This window comes from Brevundimonas lutea (assembly GCF_003704105.1).
GTDB lineage: Bacteria > Pseudomonadota > Alphaproteobacteria > Caulobacterales > Caulobacteraceae > Brevundimonas > Brevundimonas lutea.
Window position 1 is genome coordinate 630,463 of the sequence record NZ_QUOQ01000003.1, and the last position, 24,650, is coordinate 655,112.

At 69.8% G+C, this 24,650-nt stretch carries 25 protein-coding genes; 4 read left to right on the top strand and 21 right to left on the bottom strand.

Going from position 1 to position 24,650, the window contains the following annotated elements:
- Positions 1 to 180 precede the first annotated feature (180 nt).
- From EES48_RS07075 to EES48_RS07155, 17 genes are all read right to left on the bottom strand, one after another.
- Positions 181 to 744 (bottom strand): hypothetical protein, encoded by a 564-nt coding sequence (locus EES48_RS07075; protein ID WP_162998064.1) that lies wholly within the window; start codon positions 742 to 744, stop codon positions 181 to 183.
- Between the two features lie 7 nt (positions 745 to 751).
- A complete protein-coding gene (locus tag EES48_RS07080; protein ID WP_122465647.1) occupies positions 752 to 1,234 on the bottom strand; it encodes a GreA/GreB family elongation factor in 483 nt (160 codons plus the stop codon).
- A 759-nt stretch (positions 1,235 to 1,993) separates the two neighbouring features.
- Entirely contained in the window at positions 1,994 to 3,235 is a 1,242-nt protein-coding gene (locus EES48_RS07085) for a DUF3363 domain-containing protein (RefSeq protein WP_122465648.1), read from the bottom strand.
- A gap of 287 nt (positions 3,236 to 3,522) precedes the next feature.
- Positions 3,523 to 4,461, bottom strand: coding sequence for a DUF2493 domain-containing protein (locus tag EES48_RS07090; RefSeq protein WP_122465744.1), 939 nt, complete (start codon positions 4,459 to 4,461; stop codon positions 3,523 to 3,525).
- Between the two features lie 411 nt (positions 4,462 to 4,872).
- The gene (locus tag EES48_RS07095) at positions 4,873 to 5,286 is read right to left on the bottom strand and encodes a single-stranded DNA-binding protein (RefSeq protein ID WP_122465649.1); all 414 of its coding nucleotides are present in this window, start codon (positions 5,284 to 5,286) and stop codon (positions 4,873 to 4,875) included.
- Between the two features lie 31 nt (positions 5,287 to 5,317).
- Positions 5,318 to 5,758, bottom strand: coding sequence for a single-stranded DNA-binding protein (locus EES48_RS07100; protein WP_240623254.1), 441 nt, complete (start codon positions 5,756 to 5,758; stop codon positions 5,318 to 5,320).
- 158 nt (positions 5,759 to 5,916) lie between these two features.
- On the bottom strand, positions 5,917 to 8,013 hold the full coding sequence (locus tag EES48_RS07105) for a ParB N-terminal domain-containing protein (RefSeq protein WP_162998065.1): 2,097 nt from the start codon (positions 8,011 to 8,013) through the stop codon (positions 5,917 to 5,919).
- Positions 8,014 to 8,062: 49 nt separating this feature from the next.
- Entirely contained in the window at positions 8,063 to 8,971 is a 909-nt protein-coding gene (locus tag EES48_RS07110) for a DUF7146 domain-containing protein (RefSeq protein WP_122465651.1), read from the bottom strand.
- A 4-nt stretch (positions 8,972 to 8,975) separates the two neighbouring features.
- The gene (gene radC / locus EES48_RS07115) at positions 8,976 to 9,665 is read right to left on the bottom strand and encodes a RadC family protein (protein WP_122465652.1); all 690 of its coding nucleotides are present in this window, start codon (positions 9,663 to 9,665) and stop codon (positions 8,976 to 8,978) included.
- Between the two features lie 657 nt (positions 9,666 to 10,322).
- Positions 10,323 to 11,576, bottom strand: a complete 1,254-nt coding sequence (locus EES48_RS07120) for a type II toxin-antitoxin system HipA family toxin (protein WP_122465653.1) — start codon at positions 11,574 to 11,576, stop codon at positions 10,323 to 10,325.
- Positions 11,573 to 11,899, bottom strand: coding sequence for a helix-turn-helix domain-containing protein (locus EES48_RS07125; protein WP_122465654.1), 327 nt, complete (start codon positions 11,897 to 11,899; stop codon positions 11,573 to 11,575). The genes EES48_RS07120 and EES48_RS07125 overlap by 4 nt, the downstream gene beginning before the upstream one ends.
- Before the next feature lie 639 nt (positions 11,900 to 12,538).
- Positions 12,539 to 12,901 (bottom strand): monovalent cation/H(+) antiporter subunit G, encoded by a 363-nt coding sequence (gene mnhG, locus EES48_RS07130; protein ID WP_122465655.1) that lies wholly within the window; start codon positions 12,899 to 12,901, stop codon positions 12,539 to 12,541.
- Positions 12,898 to 13,179, bottom strand: coding sequence for a K+/H+ antiporter subunit F (locus EES48_RS07135; protein WP_122465656.1), 282 nt, complete (start codon positions 13,177 to 13,179; stop codon positions 12,898 to 12,900). The genes mnhG and EES48_RS07135 overlap by 4 nt, the downstream gene beginning before the upstream one ends.
- Positions 13,176 to 13,664 (bottom strand): Na+/H+ antiporter subunit E, encoded by a 489-nt coding sequence (locus EES48_RS07140; RefSeq protein WP_122465657.1) that lies wholly within the window; start codon positions 13,662 to 13,664, stop codon positions 13,176 to 13,178. Before EES48_RS07140 ends, EES48_RS07135 begins: the two co-directional genes overlap by 4 nt.
- On the bottom strand, positions 13,661 to 15,256 hold the full coding sequence (locus EES48_RS07145; protein WP_122465658.1) for a monovalent cation/H+ antiporter subunit D: 1,596 nt from the start codon (positions 15,254 to 15,256) through the stop codon (positions 13,661 to 13,663). The genes EES48_RS07140 and EES48_RS07145 overlap by 4 nt, the downstream gene beginning before the upstream one ends.
- Entirely contained in the window at positions 15,253 to 15,594 is a 342-nt protein-coding gene (locus EES48_RS07150; RefSeq protein ID WP_122465659.1) for a Na+/H+ antiporter subunit C, read from the bottom strand. Before EES48_RS07150 ends, EES48_RS07145 begins: the two co-directional genes overlap by 4 nt.
- Positions 15,594 to 18,539, bottom strand: coding sequence for a monovalent cation/H+ antiporter subunit A (locus EES48_RS07155; protein WP_122465660.1), 2,946 nt, complete (start codon positions 18,537 to 18,539; stop codon positions 15,594 to 15,596). The genes EES48_RS07150 and EES48_RS07155 overlap by 1 nt, the downstream gene beginning before the upstream one ends.
- A gap of 741 nt (positions 18,540 to 19,280) precedes the next feature.
- Between EES48_RS07155 and EES48_RS07160 the strand changes: the two genes are divergently transcribed.
- From EES48_RS07160 to EES48_RS07170, 3 genes are all read left to right on the top strand, one after another.
- Positions 19,281 to 20,498: a hypothetical protein gene (locus EES48_RS07160; protein WP_122465661.1), complete on the top strand. Its 1,218-nt coding sequence runs from the start codon at positions 19,281 to 19,283 to the stop codon at positions 20,496 to 20,498.
- 414 nt (positions 20,499 to 20,912) lie between these two features.
- Positions 20,913 to 21,338 (top strand): DUF421 domain-containing protein, encoded by a 426-nt coding sequence (locus EES48_RS14825; protein WP_162998066.1) that lies wholly within the window; start codon positions 20,913 to 20,915, stop codon positions 21,336 to 21,338.
- Positions 21,335 to 21,622, top strand: a complete 288-nt coding sequence (locus tag EES48_RS07170) for a hypothetical protein (RefSeq protein WP_122465663.1) — start codon at positions 21,335 to 21,337, stop codon at positions 21,620 to 21,622. The genes EES48_RS14825 and EES48_RS07170 overlap by 4 nt, the downstream gene beginning before the upstream one ends.
- A gap of 21 nt (positions 21,623 to 21,643) precedes the next feature.
- Here EES48_RS07170 and EES48_RS07175 read toward each other — a convergent pair whose 3' ends face one another.
- The 3 genes from EES48_RS07175 to EES48_RS07185 all read right to left on the bottom strand — a co-directional run bounded on the left by EES48_RS07175 (position 21,644) and on the right by EES48_RS07185 (position 22,769).
- On the bottom strand, positions 21,644 to 21,895 hold the full coding sequence (locus EES48_RS07175; protein WP_122465664.1) for a response regulator: 252 nt from the start codon (positions 21,893 to 21,895) through the stop codon (positions 21,644 to 21,646).
- Positions 21,859 to 22,050 carry a response regulator gene (locus EES48_RS14830; protein WP_162998068.1) on the bottom strand — a complete coding sequence of 64 codons (192 nt, stop codon included), beginning with the start codon at positions 22,048 to 22,050 and terminating at the stop codon, positions 21,859 to 21,861. The genes EES48_RS07175 and EES48_RS14830 overlap by 37 nt, the downstream gene beginning before the upstream one ends.
- 248 nt (positions 22,051 to 22,298) lie before the next feature.
- On the bottom strand, positions 22,299 to 22,769 hold the full coding sequence (locus EES48_RS07185; RefSeq protein WP_122465745.1) for a DUF305 domain-containing protein: 471 nt from the start codon (positions 22,767 to 22,769) through the stop codon (positions 22,299 to 22,301).
- 126 nt (positions 22,770 to 22,895) lie between these two features.
- Between EES48_RS07185 and EES48_RS07190 the strand changes: the two genes are divergently transcribed.
- Positions 22,896 to 23,789: an SDR family oxidoreductase gene (locus EES48_RS07190; protein WP_122465666.1), complete on the top strand. Its 894-nt coding sequence runs from the start codon at positions 22,896 to 22,898 to the stop codon at positions 23,787 to 23,789.
- A 533-nt stretch (positions 23,790 to 24,322) separates the two neighbouring features.
- Here the strand turns inward: EES48_RS07190 and EES48_RS07195 are convergent.
- Positions 24,323 to 24,631 (bottom strand): SemiSWEET family sugar transporter, encoded by a 309-nt coding sequence (locus tag EES48_RS07195; protein WP_122465667.1) that lies wholly within the window; start codon positions 24,629 to 24,631, stop codon positions 24,323 to 24,325.
- Positions 24,632 to 24,650: the final 19 nt, after the last annotated feature.

Genomic DNA, 24,650 nt, shown 5'->3' on the forward strand with positions numbered 1-24,650 from the left:
CGTCGGCTCAGGTCAGTCGAGTGGCGACAATCAGGCCGAGCAAGCCCGCAGCCAGCAATAAAATGACGATCCAGCGCCTTGTCGACGGTGGCTTCGTGACCTGGAGCTTCGAAAGATTGCTTGCATAGAATGGCGGTCTTGGACGGCCGACCTCTGTGCCGACAATGTTGTGTCGTCCTCTCATGATGCGCCTCTTCCGACGAAGGGAGCGACCCATCGGGTCAAGAGCCGCCAAGGCCGATCGTCCGAGAGCGCCTCAACGCGTTCAAGCAGCTTTGGGACCGAGCAGAGCATCGCCAGGCGGATGTCGTCACCAGCAGGAATGGCGGGATGATTCCACAGGATCTCCTGCAGAGCGGCCTCTTGGCGCATTCGTTGCGGGAGGAGGTCGTAGCGAGTGTCACGGCCGAGCCGCCGCGCAATGCGTTCCTCGATCCTAACGACCAGAGCCTCGGTTTCCGAAGTGCGGTGCGGCGCATGCCGGAAAACACGCTTCGCAATCACTGCCCGCTCCACAGGCAGCCCGGATGTCTCCAGCAGAGGTTCGGCGCTGCCGGCATCTCGGACACCCTTCTCCAGCGCTAGGGACATCAGCTGGTCCCGGCCTACGGGAGAGAACGCGAGTTCGGCCGCCTTGCCCAAGATCAGGTCCACGTGAATCTCGCCGGGGCGGCGAGCTTCCAGATCGACCCTTTCCCACCACGCCGCGCTTATTGCTTCTGACGCGGCGGCTTCCAGCAACATCGTGTCACTAGCACGCATGCGCGTCATGAGAATTCACCACGTCCAGAACCTTCAACCGGTGCGGTCGGCCCTTGTCGTCGATCCAGCCGAACTCGGCCCCGACAGCTAGGCCGAGCAGGGAGGCGCCGACCAAGCTGAGGATCGAAACCCAGCGCTTGTCGATATCGGCCTCCGCCGGCAGGACCAGCCGAATTTCACGGATTTGACCGCTGCTGTGATCCTCGTATGTGACCCAGCTGCCGATCCGGCAGAAGGGTCGCGTGTCCGACGTCTCGTCGACCATCACAGCCCGGTCGAGCTCATCCTCGAGCAGCATCGCCGCGGCCGAGGTCGGCGCGCTGCCGATCATCGCAGCGAGGATTGCGTGGTCTTGGGTGGTGATCAGGAGCCGGGGCTTTCTGATCGCTTTTGACCGAATCTTTGTCATGGCGAACGTCCTTGTCGCGTACGGCCGGAACACGGCACGGCACGGCCGCACCGAGCGGCGCATGGGCTGACTGAATGTGAGAAAGAATTCGCAAGCGCGACATCACGTCGCCAGCGTTATCGAGCTGGCGTTCAGTCTGAAACTCGCGCGAGAAAGTAGTCCCCAAACCCTGAGCGTTCGCTCAACACGAGTTTGGGGCTAGACGCCTCCGACGAAACGTCCTGCGTGAAGCGTATTCCGCGTATGTACGGCGCATTTCCACATCATGAGGGCGATTGTGCGCTTTTACCCATGGTTGGTCAACTCTTCACGCACCGCCGAACATTTGACCGTTCCACGACATCCCAGGCGACGACGGGCTGCGACCCCCACTTCGCTCACCGCCTCAGCTAGGGTCGGTGGTGACGCGGAGGATAAATGAAGGCCCAGCCATGTGGCACATGGGCCAGAACAGGATCTGGAAGCGGACCCAATCAAGGTCCGTTTGGAGTCAGGAAGCGACCTTGACGGCGCAGGAGGTGGCCGAGGACCGATCCTGGCGCTGAGCGGTCGTGAGCTGGGGTCGGCCCTGACCTCATCCGAGAGGTGTAGAGTCAACGCTAGGCCTAGAAGGGCATAGGCTTCGCCGTGAGCGAACGTCGCTCCCGCTGCGGCCCTACCGGCATCCGAGCCCGGGCCGTCGAACCGTACGCCGTAGCTGCGCCGGCCAGACAACGGCACGCGCCCGGCTTCGGCGGCTTCCGGCGCTACATCCGGCCCCGGCGCTTGGGGCCGCCGCCACCGCAAGGCGTGAGGTCAGCCAACCGCGCCAGCCCACGCCTTTCACCGTTCTAGGTCCGCCCCCCTGCCCAACACGACCTGGGCCAAGCCCTTCGGTCCGGATCTCAGGGTCGCGACCCGGCCCACCTGCAGCCCGGGGCTACCCGCCCTCAGCCTCGCATAGTGCTCCACTCCGGCACCGTCCCTCACCACGGCCCAGGGCGCGGCGCCCGCCTCGTCGTGACAACCGGTCTTCACCACCACGCCCCGGATCACTTCGCCGTCCAGGACCCGCACGTCGCGCGCTCCCTCCAGCCGGCGCTGGTTCAGGGTGCGGATGACATCTCGGCGGACTTGCAGCGTCCGGAGCCGGGTCTCCAGCTCACCGTCCAGCCGATAGCGCCGACCCGCCTCCGGCGTGGCCAACCCCAGCCGCTCCAGATGCCGAAGACGGCCCCGCGTGAGCGCGGCCCATGCATGGGTCGCCCCAACCCCGTCCTCGACCAGGCCGTCGCCGTCCGCCTGCGCGATCAGTCGCCGGTCGAAACCGGTGAACCGGTCGGCCTCGGTTTCCTTCCAGACTCGTCGCTCGGCCTCGACACGGGACAGGTCCCCGAGCCGTTCCTGGGCCACCTCCTGGGCCCGCGCGCGGAAGCCGTAGCCGATGTAGTCGCGAGGGATGACCAGGTCCCGGCCATCGGACCGTACGCCCCGCACCAGCACATGGGCGTGGGGCTGGTCGGTGTCGTAATGGCAGGTCGCGAACCACGTCAGATCCGGCTCGCCGAGATCCGCCGACACCCGCGCCATCACCTCCCGGACATAGGCCTTCAGCGCCAGCCGATCGCCGTGCTCCGGGGAGATGATGAAGCGGAAATGGTGGCGGTCTCCGCGCCAGTCCGCCGTCGCCAAGCGCGTCTCGAGGTCGTCCGCCGCGGCATCGAAGAACTCCGGCCGGTCGCCGTCGAGCCCGGCGCCGGCCCGCCCGAGATAGACGACATGTTTGCCCAGCGCCGCCGCCCGCTCGGCGCCGCGTCCCACGTGACGGCACACCAGGGCCTTGACGACGACCCTCTGGCGGACGTCGAGGCGGAAGGCGCGGCCCGACCGCCTCTGCGCCGCCCTGAGCACGCCCGAGCGATCGCCCAGCGCGAAGGTCCGCGACCCGGCGAGCCGCCTCAACAGGCCGGTGCGGGCGCCCGACGCGTCCTTCCCGAGTGAGGTCGGCAGCCTCGGACGGAGCCCGTCATCCTCGACCGCGGGGCCCAGGCTCACACGCTCCTCGATCGCTTCGCGGACGGACATCCCACGGCTCCAGGATCGCCGGCCCAGGTCCCCCGCCCGACAACTCAAGCCAAGTCGTCCAAGGGCGTCGCCGGCCGCTTCAAGTCCCGGGAAGACTACGGGAAAGCCCAAGCGCCGCGCACCTCCTTTTATCTTGCCCTCCCCCCCTTTTTCGAGATTCTCGACAGGTCTGACCACGCGCCATCACGACCCGCCACGCCGCATCAGGAGGGACGAACGGCCGCCGCTCGACAGACAAAAACCCGCCCGGCCGGAGCCGGGCGGGTCGGTGATGAGGGCTGGATGTCTCAGGCCGCGCGCGCCCTGATGGGCAGATGCCGCACGCCGTTCTCCCTCGCCTTCTGGCCCAGGTTGAGGGCCGGTCCGAACGGCCGCCCCTCCCCTTTGGCCTCGGCCAGCGACTGGGCCAGGGTCAGACAGATCTCCGGCTCGAGGGCGATGAGCGCGTCGTTCGCCCGGAACGGGGCCGCCTTTCCGTGGGCGTCGAAATCGGCGCGGGCGAGGATCAGGGTCACCCCCTTCTGCTGGGCCCATCGGATCGCCAGCTTCTCGGACCCCTTCGCCCCGGTGGTGGCGAGGGCCATGTCGGGCCACGCCTGCTTCGTCCAGTTCAGGGCGTCGAAGATCCGGCCCGCGTCCTCGGCGGTGTCGGCGCTGGGGGCGCCCCGAAAGGCGATCACCGGGCCGCCCGGATGCGCCTCGCCCGCCCGCCGATCCCGGATCGCCCGGATCGCCTGTTTGGCCTCCAGCTGAGCCGCCGTCAGATGCGTGCCGCGCCGCGATCCGCGCCAGGCCGTCCAGACCTCCCCGGTCGCCACCGTCCAGGCGTCCGCCGCCGCATCCCGGATCAGTTCGCCGGCCCGGGTGGCGACATCGCCCGCCCGCGCCCTGGCGGTGGCGTCCTGGAGTTCGGTATCCGCCGCCTCCGACCCGTCGAAGTGTCGGTCGAGGGCGCGCATCGCGTCGCGGGCCCGGTCGGCGTCCCGCTCGATCCGCCCCGCCGCCGAGTGAAAGGCGCCGATCAGGGCTTCCCCGAGAAGGGTCTGGTAGTCCTCCAGCGCGGTGTCGGAGATCACATCCACCAGCTCGGTCATGAGGGCGCGCCCAAGCTGCACGAGGGCCTCCTCCGTCGGATGCGGACGCCCGTCGCCGAGGGAGGCGGCCAGGTCGTCGAAGGCGGAGTCGGTCTTGGCGGTCGAGGAGACAGGGTTGGTGAAGAGGGTCATGAGTTCGGTCCTTGAGAAGGCCGCGCGCCCCATGCGCAACGACCCCGCTCCTGGCCACGGCGGGGTCCCCGGCAGTCACCGGAGCGGAGGGCCCTCGCCCTCGGCGGAGGGGAACGGCGAAGCCGTTGACTTCCGGGGTGGCGTGACAGGATCGGAGGGCGTTGTGTGGGGGCAAGGTCGTCGTCGCCCTTCCGCGACGACGACGCCGTTCGGCGCATCGTTTGCGCCGATAGCGCCCGCCCCGCCACACCCGCTTGACCGCGGCGGCACGCCGCGAGCCCCACCTCGGGCGCAGCGCAGAAAAAGGGCGGCGACCTCTCGCGAGATCGCCGCCCCTCAATCCGGACGCCTGTCGGCGGACGCCGCAGTCCCGGAGCCGAAGCCCCGGGCCGCGGCGTCAGCCTCCAGCGATCAGAACGGAATGTCGTCGTTGAGAACCTCGCCGTCGGACGATCCATTCTCTCCGTCCGGAGCCTCGACAGACGCCTCGGCCGGCCGCCGGTTCTTCAGCCGGATGTCGCCGACGATCAGGCGCAGATCATAGTGTTCCACGCCGTCCTTGCCGGTCCAGCTGTCGTTCTCGACATGGCCCTGGATCACCACCCGGGTGCCCTTGTGGGCATAGGGGGCAATATAGTTCTCCGCGGTCGCCTCGTTGAAACAGTGGCAGTTGAAGCCGGTCGTGCGCTCGCCCGGCGAGCCGTCGGAGCGGCGGAACCGCGTGGTCTCCAGAACGCGGAAACTCGCGCGCTTCCGGCCCGAGCCCTGGGCCGAGAGGATGGAGGGATCGGCGGCCAGATAGCCTTCGATGATGAGGGTCTGCATGGGTCAGTCTCCTGCTGAAACAAGGCTGGGATCAGGCCGCGCGCGCGGCGCGGCGGGGTTTCCGGGTGGAAGCGGTCTGGGTTTCCGGGGTCGGGTCCGACACCGGCGGCGTCTCCCCGTCGTCTTCCTGGCCCGACCGGGCGCCGTCGGCCCGCCGGTCCTCCGCCCAGTCGAGCAGGGTGAGGCGGTTGACCACCAGCTCCTTGGCGGTCCGCGCCTGGCCGTCGCGCGTCTCATAGGCCGTGTCGACGAAGACCCCGGTGACCACGGCCTCGCAGCCCTGGGCCATACCCCGGGCGATGACCTTCTCGTTCAGGCCGCTCGACCAGCTCACGCAGTTGACGCCGACGAGCCGGTCCTTGCCGGCCGCGTCGACGCCGCGCTTCTCGATCAGGCGGAAGATGGCCTTGCCGAACTCGTCGCTGATCTGGGGGTCGGCCGCCAGCCGGCCGGTGAACACCATGGTCTGCATGTCAGTCTCCTTGGAATGTCGAGGCCGCCGGGGAGCCGATCTCCTCGATCCCGCCTCGCCCCGGTCCCCCCTTCCTCCCCTCTTCTCCTCTTCTGACGAGCCGGCGATCCGCCAGACGAAGCGGCCGCCGCGCCTTCGCGCGACGGCCCTGACCTGCCTCATTCGGCCGCGTGCGCCAGCGCCGCCTCGCCCTCGACCGTCACCTCGAAGGCGCCGACACCGTCATCGCCGTCTCCGGCGGCCGGCGCCGGCTCGCTCCGGCCCGACCCAGGATCGCCGGCGTCCGGATCGTCCGGCGTCTCCGCCGCCCCCTCCTCGTCGCCGCCCCCCTGCCAGGACAGGACGGACGGCGCCCAGTTGCGCGCGGCGGCGGTGGCCTCGACCAGGGCCACGAGGTCCGCCTTGCCCGGCGCCGGTCGTCTCGGCGCGGCCTTGCCCATGGCCTCCAGCATGGCCGAGAGCAGCGCCTTGGAATGGGCGGCGAGGAAGTCCGCGTCGGGCGTCCAGTGCCGGGTGATGTCCGCCCCGCACAGCGCGGCCAGCTCCCCGGCCTCGGCGCGGGCCTCGGTGCGGATCCGATCGGTGCGCGCCTCCCTCAGATCGAGCGTCAGGGCCGTGAGATCGGCGAGCAGGGCCAGCCGCTCGCCGTCGTCCAGGTCGTGGACCCAGCGGATCAGGGTGAGGCCGGAGGCCTCCCAGGCGGCGCGCCGGTCGTCGAGCCGCTCCCGAACCACGCCGTCGACCGCCGGGATGACCCGGCCGCCCCGGGGACCGAAGACCTCGGCCGTCACGGTCAGGGCCGAGGCCGAGGGGGACCGGACGCCCGGACCGGCGACCACCGCGAACAGTCGGGCGATCAGCGCGGTCATGGCGGCGCGAGGATCGTCGGCGAGCGCCCGGATCAGACCCCGGGTCGCGACCTCGGTCCTGAGGGCGTGGAGGCCGTGGCCGACCCCGTCCACCTCCGGTAGCGGCGCCGCGGCCGTCGGCGGCGTGAAGGGCGCGGGACCGTCCTCTTCCGGGATGGAAGAGCGTCCCTCGCCCTCGGCGTCACCCTCGTCGGCGATCTCCGGCTCGACCGGCGCATAGATGCCGATCGACACGCCGTATCGGCGCGACGCCCCGAGCGCCAGCACCGTCGCCACCCGGCCGCCCAGCGCCAGTTGGTCCCGGACCAGGGCGGCCCGGATCATGGCGGCGATGGCGTCGGTCTCGGCCTCGGAACCCGACGCGGCCGCCAGCGTCTCCTGAACCGCCTCCGCCGCCGTCTCGAACTCAGACCGGGCTTCGCGATACAGCGCCATCTCGTCGGCGGGCAGACGCCCGCCATAGACATAGCCGGGCGCCTCCAGGTCGTCGGGCAGGTCGATGTCCCCGTGCGGCGAGACGTTCACGGTCAGGCCCTGGGCCTCGAACGGCGCGGCGATCTCCGCCGCCCGCCCCATCCACAGATCGGTCAGCAGGGACGGATCGAGCAGGGCCGGCGCCCGCTCCCCGAACAGGTCGGTCTCCATCCGGCCGCCCGCCTCGGCGTAGCGCTCCGGCGTGACCAGGGCGCAGCGCGGATCGGTCGCGTCCACCTGCGCCCGATCCAGCTTCTCGACGACGCGCCAGTCGGCGAACCCCTGCCCGTCGAGCGCGGCCTGGGCCAGCTCCGCCTGTTCGGCGGCATCGGGCAGACGCGCCAGCAGCCGGGCCTGGCGAAGATTGAGCCGGCCCAGGCGCAGGGCCGAGACGGCGGCCTCGGGCAGGGCCGACAGCGCCGCCAGCCGCTTCACATCGATCTCGGCGTGACCCAGGGCGCGCGCGATGGTCGGCACATCGAGCTTGGATGTCAGCATCCGGCCGATCGCGGCGATGACATCGGCCACATGCACCGGCGCGGCCGTGTTGGTCAGGACGGCGGCCGCCGCCTGGCGCGCCGGTTCGGTCTCCACGAAGACATCGACCTGGAACCGGTCCTCGATCCGGCCCTGCTCGGCCAGCAGCCGCAGGGCCAGCAGCCGCCGGCGGCCGTCCAGGGTCATCCACGGGCGCTCCCTGCGGCGGCCCGGCCGGACCGTCAGCGGCTGGAGCTGTCCGGCCGCCAGAAGGGTGTCGGCCAACTGGGGAACGCCGTCGTCGGCCGGCTCGCCGGCGCGCAGGTTCTCCGGGGCCACATCGAGGTCCTTGAGAGGAACCCTGCGTCGGATGCGGAAGGTGGCGGCCTCGAACGGCGTCGGGGCGGTCGCGCGGGCGGATGAGGATCGGGGCATGAGCAGTCTCCCGCCGTCGACGGGGACCATCCCCGCCGATCGGCGCCCCTCACCCCCCTTCCTCCCGACTTTCGGCCGCGGCGACCGCGTTCCAGTCCCCGGCGCCGGCGGGCGGCAGGGCCAGGACGCCTCGGACGCCAAATCCGGCCAGACGCTCAACCAGGCGCCCGGCGGCGGCCTCGCCGACGGCGCCCCGGTCGGCGGCGACGACCACCCGGCGCGTCTCCGGCGGCGGGCGCCAGGCCGCGAGGTTGTTCGCCGACAGCAACGCCCATCCCGGCAGGCCGTACCGGTCGGCGGCCGACAGGACGGTCATGACGCCCTCGCCGACCACCAGGTCGCTCGAGGCGCGCGCCAGCCGCACGGCCGACCCCGGCGGCACGACGCCGACGGTCTTGCGCGAAAGCCGGAGCCCGTGGTCCCGTCGCCCGTTCGGCGCGAGATAGGTCACCTCCACGGCCGTGAGCGCGCCTCCCGGCGCGGTGATGGCGGCGACGAGCGCCGGCCGCCTGGTGACGCAATCTCGGTAGACGGCGATCGGGACCGCCGGGTGGTGGCGCAGCGCCTGAAGGGTTTCGGGGTCCTGGCGGATGGCGCGGCCCTCCAGGTGACGGCGGGACAGGCTCGCCCGACCGATTGGAACGGCCTCATCCCAGAGCCGTCGCGCCGCGGCGATCCGGTCGGTCCGGTCCGGGCGAGCACGGGGGGCCCTCGGCCTCGCCGGTCCGGCGCCGATCAGGCGACCCGCGCCATCGATGAGACGCTTGTCCTCCAGATGAGCGCGGACCGTCCGCCAGTCCACGCCGCCGAAACAGTGGATCACCACGCGATCGCCGCTCAGCATCAGCGACACGGAGCGGTCCGAGGCGCTGTGTCCCGGCGCCGGCGCATTGGCGCGCCGTCCGCCGTCGTAGAGGTCGCCGCCGAGCGCCGCGACGAGGGGCTGCAGGGTTAACATCGGCTCAGATCAGACCGAGGCCGCGAAAACTGGCCGTCCCCTCCCGGCCCACGACCAGATGATCATGAACCTGAAGGCCCAGAGCCTTGGCGGCCTCGACGACCTTGCAGGTCATCTCGATGTCGGCGCGCGACGGGGTCGGATCGCCCGAGGGGTGATTGTGGACCAGGATCAGCGCCGAGGCGGACACCTCCAGGGCGCGCCGGATCACCTCGCGCGGATAGACGGGCGCATGATCGACCGTTCCGTCCGCGACCATCTCGTCCGCCATAAGTCTGTTGCGATGATCGAGGAAGAGCACGCGGAACTGCTCGCGCGGGCGATGGGCCATGGCCGCCCGGGCGTAGGCCTCGAGCGCCGCCCAGGACGAGATCACCGGCCGGCGCGAGGCCTCGATCCGCGCCAGTCGCACGGCGACGTCGCGCTGGACCTCGAGGTCAAGCAGGGCCTCGGGCTCCGTCCCGGCCGCGCGCGCCCGTTCCGCCGGGTCGGCCCAGGCGACCGCGCCCAGGCTGCCGAACCGCGCCAATAGCGTCGAGGCGATCGCGACGGAATCCGTCGGGACATGACGAAGCAGCCGGGCGAGAAGGGCACGGTCGTCGAGCTGCTCACATCCGGGCCGGGCGATGCCCGGCTCGGGCGGCTCGGGCGGCTCGGCGTCTCGCGGGCCAGCGGTTCTGGGGCTCTGGGGCATGTCCGACTCCTTTGCCGCTCCCGTTCGGAGCACCCCGCCCCGCCCTCCCCTCGCCTCCCGACGCGCGCGACGACCGGGCCGCCGCGCCTCCTGCGCGGCTCCCGGTATCGGCGGCGGCGGCGCGCCGCGTATGGTTTGGGCGGCCGCGCGAGGTCCGCGTCCCTCCTTGGCGTTGGGCCTGTCTGGTGATTTGATGGCGGGAGCCCGGACAATCCGCGTTTCCAGCCTGGGTGGGGCCCGGCCGATCTGTCGACGGTCGGGCTCTTCAAGGCCCTTGTCGCCGCACCGAGGGGCCCGTCGTTCGGCCCCGAGGGCGGGCCCAGGCCGCGACCAACCAGACGGAGGCGGCGAGCGTTGCCGGCGAGTTGGACGGTTCGCGCTGAGCGACGCCGATGCCGAGACATTGCCGTGGACGCGGGGACGCCAGGCCTCCCGCGAGTTCCTGACGACGGCGGAGCGCCCTCATGGTCCTGGGCTAACGCATCGGCGTGGATCGTTGTGTCGGTGGCGGCGGCGAAACGCTCCGCGCTCACCCGCTTGTCCCGGTCGTGGGTCGCGGGATCAACGACGATGTTGCGATATCCTTGGCGCCCGACGGCTCCCTGACCATGCTCGGGAGTATAGGATGACGAGCGCGCGCGTGGCGCGGGCTCGAGGTCACGCCATGAAACCGGCGGCGACAGCGTCATGAGCCGTCGAGATTTCCGCTCGGGAGGCGCGGGAGACGCCGAGCTCGTCGGCGAAGCGCGGCCAGTCCGCCACGGCGGCCCGGACCTCGGCGACGATGGTGTCGATCACGCGGCCTGACAGACCATGCCGACGTCCAAGGGCCCGCACATGCTCGCATGTCGGCGTTCGGCCCTCGCCCTCGACGTCGAGATAATGCTCCCCGCCGGGCCCCGCCGAATAGGTGAGGTCATAGGCCGGCGCGAGCCGCCACCCGCCGGTCTCGTCCATGAGGTAGCTGTGCTGCCGCGTGTGGTCGTCGCGATTGCTGGCCAGCACATTGAAGACCATGCGCCGGAAGGCCGCGTGCAGGTCATCAGCATGGCGAGTGATGGATAGGGTCGCGCGCAGGAAGAGGTCGTAGCTCGCCGGGGTGCGCCAGGGCGCCTCGACCGCGCCGCTCAAGGACACCATGTGGAGGCGCCGACCCGACGCCGGCCGATCGAAGCGGCGGGTGGCGAAATAGCCCGGTCCGGTTTTTGACGGCAGCAGACGCCAGGGGGCCATGTCCAGGCCCGCGGCCAGGGCCATGGCCGCATAGGCCGCTTCTATGGGGCCGATGTCGGGCGGATCGTGGGTCGCGGCGAACTTGACGATCCAGGCCTCGTGGTCGACGGCGGTGTCGCCTTCCGAGACAGAGACCCGCCCCGCCCCGTCGAATCCGACCTGCACCTTGGGCCGCGCGCCGCCCGAGCCGCCCGCAAGGGTGGCCAGGGTATCGGCCAGCTCGCCCTCCCGGCCGGCCAGGATCGCCGTGGACTCGGCGGCCAGGGCGTCGAGATCCAGGCTTTCGACTTCTGGCGGTGGCGCGGTGGCCGGCCGGTAGGTCAGGGCGCCGCGGCCCTGCGCGCCGACCAGCGCCAGACGATCAAGAGCGCTCAGCGTCTCGATGGCGACTCCCCTTCTGCTGAGGCGCCGCCGCAGAACGAGATAGCCCCATCCTTCCGGCAGGCTATCGGAGAGAAAGCCGTGCAGACCTTCGAACTCCCGGCCCCGAGCGGGATGCAGACCGGGCTCTGGCGGGTAGAGCAGGGCCGAGACGGGCAGCGGGGCGGCGATCAGCTCCGGCGACCATTCCAGCTGCGCTAGGCCGGCATCCATGGCCAAGCGCCCGGCGGGCAAGGAGGCCTGGCCCTCGTCGAAGCTCAAGGCGGCGGCCAGCGGTGTTCCCGCGGCCAGCCTCACGGACGCGCGGCTTTGCGGGCCGGCGCTCGAGCACGCGAGGGCCGCTGTGCGGCGCCCGCGGCCTGCCGCGCCAGAAGCGCATCGAGGCTGGCGGCGGCCGTCGGGGGAAACAGGGTCTCCAGCCCGTCCTCGCAGCGCAGACCGACCGCAGCCTTGACCAGATCGTCCAGCGAGGCTCGACCTTCGGTCTCCAGACGTCGCCAGGTGCGGTAGGCGACCCCGGCCCGCTGAGCGGCCTCCTTCTGGGTCCAGCCCAGGGCCACCCGACGCGCCCTGATGCGCCCGGCGAGGTCGTTCAGGATCTCCAAGGACGTTTTCATCATCGTCCGTATATGGCCATTCTCTGCCCAATATACAAGATAATTGTCCAATTCGGGCTGGTTGCAAGGGGACAATGTGGCGCTATTCCGACGGTGGGGGGACGACGCCCGAGCCGACGCCTGTGTCCGCCGCCGCGGCGACACCAGAGCAAGGCTGCGGGCCGGGCATCGCCCCCTGTCGATTCCTGAAGGTGGACACGTTCGCTATGGCGTCGGATTTGGCACCGGGGCGGACAGTCTTCCCAAGCTCGCATAAACTGCGCCATCGCGAGCGCCCGGTGGCGGGCGGGCCGCCCGTCCGCGACGCGATCGTCCGACAACGGCTCTTTCGGACCGATTTCCATGTAACGCCGGCTCGACCTTATCCGCGATCAGACCGGAGACGTCGGCGCCAAGCCGGCGACCCTTATTGACGGGACCTGGGATCCGACATCCGCACAGACCTCATGTCGGCCGATGCGGATTATCGTGAGGGACATGGATGCCATAGGTCTCGATCAGCCGACGGCCCGACCTCGACGCCCGGCGCAATCGACTGACCAACCTCAAGCCGGAGTGGTGGAGGCTCGCCAGCTGGGTTTGGACCAGGTCGGTGTCTTCGATTTCGCGCAAAAACTTCGGCGTCTCGAGGCTCTGCTCACCTCACTCGACAAGAGGCGCGGGCGGAACCTCCGTTTTCCCAGCAGCCCCCGACTCGGTCCGGTCCCGAAACAGGGCCGCCCGGGCGAGCAGGATGAGGGTGACGGGGGTGGTCACCGTCAGGAACAGCCCGACCAGCAACTCGCGGGGCAGCAGCCGTTCGCCCGAGGCGGCGAAATAGATCCAGGAGGCCAGCAGGATCATCGTCATGCCGAGCGTGGCGCCGAGCGTGGGGGCGTGCACCCGGTCATAAAAAGAGCTCAGGCGCACGAGCCCGAAGGCCCCCAGCAGGGACAGGCCGGCGCCGGCGATCGCCAGCCCCGCGACGACCACCGCGACCCAGACGGGGAGCTCCGCGCCGTTCATTCGATCACCTCGCCGCGCATCAGGAACTTGGCCAGCGCGACCGTGGCGGTGAAGCCCAGCATGCCGACGATCAGGGCCGGCTCGAGATAAAGGTCGCTGCCGGTGCGGACGCCGAACACCAGGATGAGCAGCATGGCGTTGAGATAGAGGGTGTCCATGCCCAGGATGCGGTCCTGGGCGCGCGGCCCCCGGATCACCCGAAACAGCGCCAGGCCGAGCGCCAGCACCAGCAGGATCTGGGCGATCGACAGGCCGATGTCGAGAATCTGGGCGCTCATTCGAATATCCTCAGCAGCAGGGTTTCATAGCGTCCCTTGACCAGGGCGACCCAGCGTTCCTCGTCGACCAGGTCCAGCACATGCAGCAAAAGTCGGCCCGAGCCGCGATCGTATTCGACCCACAGGGTTCCGGGCGTGGAGGTCAGGATGATGGCCAGCACGGCCAGTCCGTAAGGGTGTTTGAGCTGCAGGGGGATGTGAAGGAATCCCGAGACCCGGTCCCGCCCCCTGCGATCCAGCAGAATTTGGGCGACCGCCCCGTTGGACCGAACGATATCGGCCAGGACGAGGGCCGACAGCCGAATGATCGCCCCCGGCGCGCGCAGGCGCACCGTCTCCGAACCCAGGGCCCGCATCACATGGGGCGCGGCCAGGGCGACAAGCAGCGCCAGGGCGATCGAGGGCGGCGCAACGCTGTCGCTCAGCAGGATCGAGGCGACGAACAGGCCCAAGGACAGGACCGGATGCGGGAGGAAGAGCCTCACCGCCCTTCTCCCGTCAGGACCGCGGCCACATAGCCGTCCGGCTCCGAGAGCCAGCCCGCCGTGCTGTCGGCGTAGGTCAAGCCGTACAGCCCGAGGATGGCCAGCAGGACGCAGGCGGCCAGGAGGCCCGTGATGCCCACGAACTCCGCGGCGCCGACAACCGGTGCCGGCGAGCGCTCGTCCCGGGTCCAGATCGCCGCCACGCCCAGTCGGGCCAGGGCGATCAGGGAGAGTAGGCCGGAGACCGAGAGGACGGCCACCACCGTCCAGGACAACCCGCCGCCGATCCCGATCAGGGCGTTGAAGATGGCCAGCTTGCCGACAAAGCCGGCCAGGGGGGGCAAGCCGGCGATCATCACCGCGCAGACCAGCATGGCGCCGCCCAGCGCCGCGACGGAGGCCGGAATGATCAGGCCGGGCTCGTTGCGCTCGTCATCGTCGAAAGGGTCGCGGTATTCGTCGTCGAACACGGCCTCGCCGGCCTGGACTCCGGGGCTGCGGTCCCGGTCCAGCACCTCGGCGATCAGGAACAGGGCGCCGCAGGCCAGGGTCGATCCGACCAGATAGTAGAGACCGCCGCCCAAGGCGGCGGCGTCGCCCGTCCCGACCACGGCCAGCACCGTCCCCGAGGAGATCATGACCACGAACCCGGCGGCGCGCGACAGGCTGCGCGAAGCGAGCAGGCCAAGACTGCCGAAGGTCACCGTCGCCAGGCCCAGGCCCAGCAACAGTTCCTCGCCGAACCCCGCCGAGGCGCCGGCGAGGGGCGAGAACAGCAGGGCCTCGAGCCGGATGACGACATAGACCCCCACCTTGGACAGGATGGCGAAGGCCGCCGCCGCCGGCGCGCTCGCCGCCGCATAGGTCGGCACCAGCCAGAAGCCCAGCGGCCAGGCGGCGCACTTGATCAGGAAGGCGACGCCCAGGATGGCGGCGCCGATGTGGAAGAGCCCGCGGTCGGCGGCGGCGATGCCGGGGATGCGCACGGCCAGGTCGGCCATATTGAGCGTCCCCGTCACCCCATAGATCAGCGCCACCCCAACCAGGAACAGGAGCGAGGCGGTGAGATTCACCGCGATATAGGCGAGACCCGCGCGGATGCGCGCCTCGCCCGAGCCGTGCAGCACCAGGCCGTAGGACGCCGCCAGCATGATCTCGAAGAAGACGAAAAGGTTGAACAGATCGCCGGTCAGCACAGCCCCGTTCACCCCCATGACCAGGAGCAGGAACAGGGCGTGGAAACGAGGGCCGGCCCGGTCCCAGCGCGCCATGGAGAAGATCAGGGCGCAGGCGGCGAGCACGGACGTGAGGGCGATCATCAGCGTCGAGAGCCGATCGGCGACAAGGACGATGCCGTAGGGCGCGGCCCAGTCCCCGAGGCGGTAGGCGCGCGCGGTGTCGCCGCCGCCCCCGACCGGATTGGCGCTCTCGTTCAGCAGGATCAGCGCCATCACCAGAACGGCGGCCATGGAGCCCAGCGCCAGGGCGGTCTTGAGGGATCGACGCCGCTCATTGACCAGCAGCATCGCGGCCGCGACCGCCATCGGCAGGATGATGGGCCCGATGATCAGGTGGTCGGCCCAGTCGGTCATGACCCCGGCTCCCGCCCATCGACATGATCGCTGCCGGTGACGCCCCGCGAGGCCAGCAGAACCACCAGGAACAGCGCGGTGAGGGCGAAGCTGATGACGATGGCCGTGAGCACCAGCGCCTGGGGCGTCGGATCGGCGTAGAGGGCCGGATCCTCCAGCCCCGCCGCCGTGACCGGCGGCGCGGCCGATTTGAGGCGGCCCATGGAGAAGATGAAGATATTGACTGCATAGGACAGCAGGCACAGGCCGATGATCACCTGGAAGGTGCGCGGCCGCAGCAGCAGCCAGGTCCCGGCGGCGGCCAGGACGCCGATGGCCAGGGCGAGGATCAGCGCCATCACGGCCCCTCCCCCGGCGACGCCGCCCCGTCTTCACGCGGCCGCCTCAGCGACTGGTGGGCCAGGGCGATGAGGATCAGGACCGTCGAGCCCAGCACAAGGGCGACCACGCCCAGATCGAAGACCAGGGCGCTGGACAGGGGCAAGCGGCCAAGCAGCGGAAGGTCGACGTAGTGATAGGCCGAGGTGAGGAAGGGGCGCCCGTACGCCCAGGCGCCGGCGCCCGCCAGAATGGCGATCAGAAGTCCGGCGCCGACCCAGGCCAGGGGCCGGATGGAGAGCCTGTCCTCCACCCAGCGCGCGCCGAAGGCCATGTACTGCAGGATAAAGGCGATGGAGAGGGCGACGCCGGCCGCGAAACCGCCGCCAGGCAGATCGTGGCCGCGCAATAACAGGTGGACGGCGAGGAGGATGATGAAGGGGAACATCCAGCGCATCACCACCCGCGGGATGAGGAGGGTGTCCTGGAGCCTGTCCCCGCCCGAACGTCCGGCGGCGGCGTCGTCCGAGGCCTCGCGCATCCGCTTCTGGGCCGGATCGCTCAGACTGTCGCGGTGGGGCCGGAAGCGGCGCAGCAGGGCGAAGACCGTCAGGCCGACCACACCCAGAACCGTCAGCTCTCCGAAGGTGTCGAAGGCGCGGAAGTCCACGAGGATGACATTGACCAGGTTGCGTCCGCCCGCCTCGGAATAGGCGTGCTCAACATAGAAGCGCGTCACCCCCTCGACCGCAGGACGGGTCATCACCGCATAGGCGACCGTCGCGAGGCCCGCGCCGACGACGCCCGCGACGGCGAGGTCGATCCAGCGGCGTCTCCGCGCGCGCCGCCGCGCCGCCTCGGGCGCGGCGATGGTGTCGAGCCGTTTGGGAAGCCAGCGTAAGCCCAGCAACAGAAGGACGGTGGTGACGATCTCCACCACCAGCTGGGTGATGGCCAGATCGGGCGCCGACAGCCACAGAAAGGACAGGCAGCTCGCCAGCCCGGCCCCGCCCATCAGCACCACGGCGGCCAGGCGGTGGTATTTGGCCTGCCAGGCCGCGGCGACGGCGCAGGCCCCTCCGACCATCCACAGCAGGGCGAAGGCGAGGGTGTTGAGATCCGGTGCGCCCCCGGGCGCCGCAAGGGCGACGCCGCCCCGTCCGCTGGTCAGTCCCCCGGTCAGGCCGCCGGCCAGGGCGGCGATGACGACCGAGACGATGACGATCAGTCGAAGCTGCGGCTGGAGCCGTTCGGCCCCCAAGGTCCGCACGGTGAGCTCGGCGCCCCGGGAGGCCGTCGTCATGATCCGCTCGAACAGATAGCCGCCGTTCAGCCGCTTCGGTCCCCAGGGACCGCCGCGCGGATTGGTGTTGATGCGCCGGCCGAAGACCAGATAGGCCGCGACGCCGCCGCCCAGGGCCAGAACGCTCATCAGCAGGGGCAGGTTGAAGCCGTGCCAGATGGCCAGGCTGTAATAGGGCAGATCATAGCCCAGCACCGAGACCGCCGCGCTGTGCAGGAAGGGGCCGACCGTCACGGCCGGGAAGACCCCGACCAGCAGGCACAGGAAGACCAGCACCTCAACCGGCCGGCGCATCCACACCGGCGGACCGTGGGGAATGCGGTCGAGTTCGGTCGGGGCCGCCCCGAAGAAGGTCGTGTGAATGAAGCGCAGCGAATACAGGACGCTGAAGGCGCGGGCGACGGTGGCGCCCACCGGCAGCAGCAGGGCGAAGGGGTGGGCGTCGGCGCCGGCCAGGGTCTCGGCCAGGAACATCTCCTTGGACAGGAACCCGTTCAGCAGGGGCACGCCCGCCATCGCCGCCGCCGCCACCATGGCCAGGGCGGCGGTGAAGGGCATGAACCGGATCAGGCCGCTCAGCTTGCGCATGTCGCGCGAGCCGGCCTCGTGGTCGATGATGCCCGCCGCCATGAACAGGGACGCCTTGAAGGTGGCGTGGTTGACCACGTGGAACAGGGCGGCGATCAGGGCGAGCTCGCTGCCGAGGCCCAGAAGCAGCACGATCAGGCCCAGGTGGCTGATGGTCGAATAGGCCAGCAGACCCTTGAGGTCGTGCTGGAAGATGGCGCACCAGGCCCCGATCATAAGGGTGGCCAGCCCCGCCCCGCTCACCACCATCAGCCACATCGGCGTCTGGCCGAACACCGGCCACATCAGGATCAGCAGGAAGACGCCCGCCTTCACCAGGGTGGCGGAATGCAGATAGGCGCTCACCGGCGTGGGCGCGGCCATCGCCCGGGGCAGCCAGAAATGGAAGGGGAACTGGGCGCTCTTGGTCATGGCGGCGACCAGGATCAGCCCCATGGCCGGCAGGTGGAGCGGGTCGGCCAAAATGGCCTCGCGCGAGTTGAGCACCACGTCGAGATCGTAGCTGCCGACGATCTTGCCCAGCAGCACCATTCCGACCAGCAGGGCCAACCCCCCGGTCGCCGTGACCGTCAGCGCCATGCGCGCGCCCTCGCGCGCCAGGGGGTTTTGGTTCCAGTAGCCGATCAGCAGGAAGGAGAAGAGGCTGGTCAGCTCCCAGAAGACGACCAGCTGGATCAGATTGCCCGACAGCACCACGCCCTGCATGGCCCCCATGAAGGCGAGCAGGAAGGAGAAGAACCGCGGCACCGGATCCTTGGGCGACATGTAGTAGCGGGCGTAGAGGACGACCAGGGCGCCGATGCCCAGCACCAGGGCGCTGAACAGCCACGACAGCCCGTCCAGCCGAAGCACGAACTCAACGCCGAGCGAAGGCAGCCACGGGATGGTCTGGCGAAGCACCTCGCCGTCGTTGAAGCGCGGCCACAGCAGGGCGAGACACCCCACGCTGAACAGGGCGACGCCCCAGGACAGCACGGCGGCCCGCGTCCGCGCATGGCGTGGCAGCGCCGCAGCGATCACGGCCCCTACGAACGGCAGGGCGAGGATGACGAGCAGAAGCGCGCTTACCGTCACCGTCTTCGCCCTCCCTCGCCCGCGCCTCCCGGCCGCGTCGTCGGTCACCGTCTAGGTGGCGAATCCCCAACGGCGCAACGCCGCCCATCCTGACATTCTCGGCATCGGCTCGCGCCCAGCGCCGTTCTCGCCCTTTGGCGGCCGCTCCCGCATCGGCCAGGCTCGTGCGGCCGCCGCCTGGGTCCAGGCCGCGGCTCAAGGCGATGGCGCATCCCTCTCGAGCCATGGTCTCGACGCCCGGCGCAGAATCCACGCGCCCTCGCCCCGCGCGCAGTTGGACGGGGTTGTGCGCGCCTGACCAAGTGGGCGGGTCCCGGTTCACGTCCCAAGCGCCGGCCCCATCCTAAAGCGCGGCCCCACGACCTGGTCGCTCATGCGCCCGTCCTTTGGCCGAGATCAGGCCTGGACGGGCGGCCGACGCCCATCGTTCGGCGCTGATCAACCGCGGCGCATCGCGCTCTAGTTCCGAACACCGCACGCGTCCCTGTCGGCCAGCCGGTCGTTCCCACCGACGGGCTTGCGTCCTCCAAGGCCGAAGCCCTTGGATCATGGACCACGGAACAGTCCAGGCGGGGCAGTGACCCCCACGCCGTCCCCGCATCGCCAGGGGCCCTTCTCGCGCGAAAGCCCGATGGTCGGCGTCGTACCAGCGGCTTTAGCGCTAAGTCCGACATTGGACGTTAACCATTCGCCATTTGTTCACCTCTGGCAGGGATAACAGCCCATTCTGCCGAGGCTTTGATGCTGTCGCTGCTGTCCGATACGCGCGGGGTCGTCGCGCTCAAGTTCGCACTCGCCCTGCCTGCCGTCGGCCTGCTCACGGCCGGGGCCATGGACTTGCACGCTGTCTCGGTCCAGCGGGGCGTTTTCCAGTCTGCCGCCGAGATCGCCGCTCTTGCAGGAGCCAGGGAGCTCACGCTTGCTGTGGGTGACGAGGTCGCCCGGGAGCGGGCCAAGGCTTTCGCGCAGGCGCAACTCGCCGACGCCTTCCCGGACGCGCAGGTGACAGCGGACGTCGCCCCCCTGGGGGACGCCCGAGCCCTGAACGTGACGGTTTCGGCCAAACGACCGTCGTTCTTCGGCAATCTTCTGCCACCCGGTGGCTGGGACGTGATCGCGTCCGCGACCGCCGCGTCCGTCAATCGGACGCCTCTCTGTGTCATCGCGAGCGGCGACACCTCCAACAAGAAGGAACAGGTGATCGAGATTGCGAATGATGGCGTGATCTCCGCCCCCGGCTGTCTCATTCACTCGAACTACGACATCAGCGCCGGCAAGGGCCGGATCGACGCGGGCATGGTCCAGGCCGTCACCTCGGCCCGGGGCTCCATCGTACCCGCCGCCAACCTCGGCGCCGTGCCTCTGGATGATCCCTTCCGGGACGCTCGAGTGCGAACAGATCAGGCCTGCACATCAGGGCAGCCAAAGGTCACGTTCGAGGAAGGGTTTCACACCATTCCCGCCGGGGTTCACTGCGGAGGCTACCGGGTTCGCGGGAGCGCAGAAGCCGCCTTGGCGGCGGGGGAGCACTACTTCCTCAAAGGAGACCTCGATGTGGAGGATGATGCGCGGCTCACAGGTCGCGACGTGGTCCTGATCTTCGACCGAAACTCGAAGTCCGATTTCAAGGGACGCGCCCGAGTGGATCTGGAGGGCCGGCGCACGGGTCCCCTAACGGGTTTCGTCCTGGTCACCACCCGCGAGAATGACAAGGACTTCAAGATCAGCAGCGACCACGTCGATAGCCTTCTCGGCGTGATCTACGTCCCGGCGGCTCGCCTCCTGATCGAAGGCGGAAAGGACATCGCCAAGGCCTCCGACTGGACGGTGGTTGTCGCTCAATCCATCGAACTCAGGGGCTCCCCCTCGCTGGTCATCAATGCGAACTACGCGGGCAGCGAGGTCGCTGTGCCCGACGGCGTCGGACCCCGTCAGGGGGCATCGCGCCTGGTGCGCTGATCCGCGCGCCAGCGCCTTCCGGTCCGGATCGCCATCGGCCCCACCCTGGCCTCGGTCATCACACGCAGCACGCTTTTGCTCGTCTACGGCCGGGCGGCCCTCGCGTCGCTGGTAGGCATGCAGTTGCTCGGCGCCGCCGCCTCGGTGCGCTGGGCGTGGGTCAATGCGGGGGTCAAGGCCGAGCCCAAGCTCCTGCCTCCCAAGCGCGAGCTCCTGCCCCAGGCCTGCGGCGCCAGCGGATCACCACGGACACGATCGAGGCCGGCATCCGCAAGTTGGGCGGTCGTAGGGTCGTGGACGCCAAGGCGGTCTTTCAGCAAACCGACGGCTCCTCGTCCTTCATCGGGAGCGCCTGATGGAGACGCTGCACGCCCTGATCGGGAGCGAGGGACAGGACATCGGCTGGCTCCAGATGTGCCTGCGGGCCACCCCGATCTTCGTCCTGGGGTTCTCATCGTCCGCTTCGCCGCCACCCGCGCCTTCGGCAAATGGAGCGCGCTCGATATCATCCTGGCCGTCATCGTCGGCTCCAATCTCATCCGGGCCCTCACGGGAAGCGCGCCCTTCCTTCCCACCGTGATCGCGATCCTCCTCCTGGTGTTGCTGCACGGCCTCCCGGCGACGGCCGCGGCGCGGTGGGTCTGGCTCAGCACCCTGACCAAGGGCGCCTCGGTCGTACTTGTGAAAGACGGGGAGCCGGACGAGGCCGCCATGAAAGGCGCCGGTATCGGCCAGGGCGACCTCCGGATGGCGCTGAGGGCTGCCGGCCACGCCGATCTGACGACCGTCAAATCGGCCGCCCTGGAGCGCAATGGCGACATCAGCCTTATCGGCCGATGAACCGCGCGGAGGCCGAGGAACCACCCCGCCGGGCCTATCTGGCGCACACGGACGCGGACGCCGAGATCGTCTTCCCGGCAACGCGCACCTGCGTCCTCGCTCCCGGACTCCACCTCGTGGTCAGCGCCCTCGATCGCTCGCGCCTCCACCACCGGATCAAGCGCCAGCTTCCGGCGGACGCGGCGCTCCTCGTCGCGCCCCTGGCCGAGGCCCCCAAGTTCAGGAACATGTCCCGCGGCGTCCTGAAATTCACCCGCGCGGTCTGGCCGCCGCGAAGCGAATGACGCCGTGTTCAGCCCCGCCCCCTAGCCGGCGGCCTCCGCGGCGGAGCCCCTGGGCGTCCTCGGCGCGGCGAGCATCGCCTCGACCGTCCGGCGAAAGGTTTCAAGACGAAGCGGCTTGACCATGACCCCGTCGGCGCCGAGCACACGCGCGGTGTTGAGATAGTCTCCGGGGCCCACCCGGCCTCCGCTCGAAATGGCCAGAACCCTTATCGACGGCTGTTCGCGCCGGATCGACATCAGCACTTCGATTCCGTCGCAATTGGGCATGAGCATGTCGAGAACGACCAGTGGAACTGCATGGCCTCGAGCAGGCGGATAGCCTCGACACCGTCGCCCGCCTCCACGATCGCGTGGTCGGACGCGCGCAGCATCTCCGTTGCGACAAGCCGCACGGTGGGGTCGTCGTCGACGATCAGGATCGCGGCCATCGGATCACCTCCCCGCAACCAAACGCCCGAAGAGTTTCGAAGTCCTGACGAAGCTTGGCTGACGTTAAGGTCCGCGGCGTCCCTTCTGGGAGCCTCGAACGCGACCGCAGGATGGAGGCCAGCCCGAACGAGGGTCTGGTGGACGTCCGGCATCCTTTTGCGGCGCCCAGAGCCGCCAGGCCCCAGGCCCTGCTGGCGACGAAAGGGCCCACAAGGCTCCCGACTCCCCTCGGCGGCCGTTCTCCCCGCTAGCGACCTTCGTCGGGGGATCGTGGAGCGCGCTCCAGCTCCGCGATGAGGGCCGTCATCTCGTCGATCTCGCGGCGTTGGGCGGCGATGATGTCGTCCGCCAGCCGCCGCACGCGCGGATCGCGGATCATGGCCCTCTCGGACGTCATGATGGCGATCGAATGATGCGGGATCATGGCCTTCATATAGCTCACGTCGTCCACCGTGGCCTGACTGCGCACCAGGGTGAGGCTCAGGGCGAAGACCGCGAGGGCGGAGACGAGGACGCCCAGCTTGATCCTCAGGCCCCTGTACATGGGCCACATGAACCCGAGCATGACCATGGCCATGGCCGCGCCCATGAGCAGCGCCATCCAGGCGCGGGTCTGGCTGAAGCGGACGTGGTCGATCGCATAGGTGTTCAGATACATGAGGCCGAACATCACCCCGGTCGAGGTGAGGATCATGGCGGCGAACCGCCCGTAGCTCATTCCCTTCTCCATGGGGAGCAAACCGCGGAGCCGGGATCGCGGTTCCGGTATCCGACCGCTCCGCTCGGGGAACAGCGTCGGGGCCGATCGGGTTGTCGGCTCTCTCCCCTTTAGAAAGGCGCCTCCATGGCCGACCGGCTGACCCTGCAGGATCCCCGCGACCGGTATCCAAAGCCCCCGTTTCCCGAACAGCCCCAGCCCGAACCCGGCCTGGCGGCGAAAATGACGCCCCAGCCTGACCACGGCGAGACCAGCTACCGCGGATCGGGGCGTCTGAACGGCCGCAAGGCCCTCATCACGGGGGGCGATTCCGGCATCGGCCGCGCCGCCGCCATCGCCTATGCGCGGGAGGGCTGCGATGTCGCCATCGGGTTTCTGCCGTCCGAACAGGATGACGCGCGCGAAGTCATCGCCCTGATAGAGGCCGAAGGCCGCAAGGCCGTGGCCCTGGCCGGCGACATCACCGACGAGACCTGGTGCCGCCGCATGGTCGAGGAGGCCGTGAGCCAGTTGGGAGGCCTCGACATCCTCGTCATCAACGCCGGCCATCAGGCCTACCGCGAGGACATCTCCGAGGTCTCCAGCGAGGATTTCGACCGAACCCTGAAGACGAACCTCTATGCGCTTCACTGGATCGCCCAGGCGGCGACGCCCCACCTCGCCCCCGGCGCGGCCGTCATCACCACGGCCTCGGTTCAGGCCTACGACCCGTCAGCGATCCTGCTGGACTATGCGACGACCAAGGCCGGCATCGTCGCCTACACCAAGGCCCTGGCCAAACAGCTCATCAAGAGAGGCGTCCGGGCCAATATCGTGGCTCCCGGGCCATTCTGGACGGCGCTGCAGCCCGCCGGGGGACAGCCACAGGAAAAGGTCGTTCATTTCGGGGAGCAGAGCGAGTTCGGGCGCCCCGGCCAGCCCGTCGAGATCGCGCCGGTCTATGTACTGCTCGCCTCCCAGGAGGGAAGCTACATCACCGGCGAGGTCTATGGGGTGACAGGGGGAGCCGGCGTCGCCTGATGGGCCGGCAGGCGCGGTTGGAGATCCGCGTGGCAGGGACCTGCGGCGCAGCCCGGCCGGCGCACCGCCCAGCCCTCGCGCCGGCCGGGCCATCGCGGCCGGCGTGTTAGCGGCGCGGACCCTCGCCCTCCTGGTCTGAGGCTGGCCCGAGATGCGCAGGTGGCGGCGGCCGGCCGCCGCGGGGATCTGACCGCCCACGACGGGTCAGTACGTTCGACGGAGGCTTCGGGGAGAGAGGGTCGATCCGAACGCGCGATCCGCCCACCTTCTCCGCGCATTCCATGGCCCGGCCTGCCCTTCCGCGGTGTCATGGCCGCGCTTTCCCGGCATCGGATAGCGAGGATGTGACGCGATCGTCGGGAGACTCGTCTCGCGGCACGCCCCCTTCGACGAGACCTCCGGCCGGTCACCTTCGCGGATCAGGTCATCTCTCGCGAGGGGTGTCCCGCGGGGTCTCGGCCAGCGCCGCGAGGGCGGCGGCGCCCGCCGTCGACCGGGGGCGAGTCCCTTCAGTCCGCCCGCACGCCGGTTGATCATGCGCGCCTATCCTGGCCCCGCGATCCCGACGTTCCGGGAGCGGTCCGGGAGAAGCGCCATTTCATGGCCAGGACCCCGGCCGACATCACCAGAGCAAGGCTGTTGGCGACGGTCACCGGCCAGGCCTGGGTCATCACTCCATAGACGATCCACAGGGCGAAACAGCTGACCGTGAGGGCGTAGGTTCTCAGGCTGACCGCTCCCGCGTCGCGCGCCTTCCAGATCTTGATCAGCTGCGGCGCGAAACTGGTCACGGAACAGACCGCTGCCGCGACCCCGAAGACGTTGGCGATCGTCGCGCTCACGGGGCCGGTGGTCCAGCAG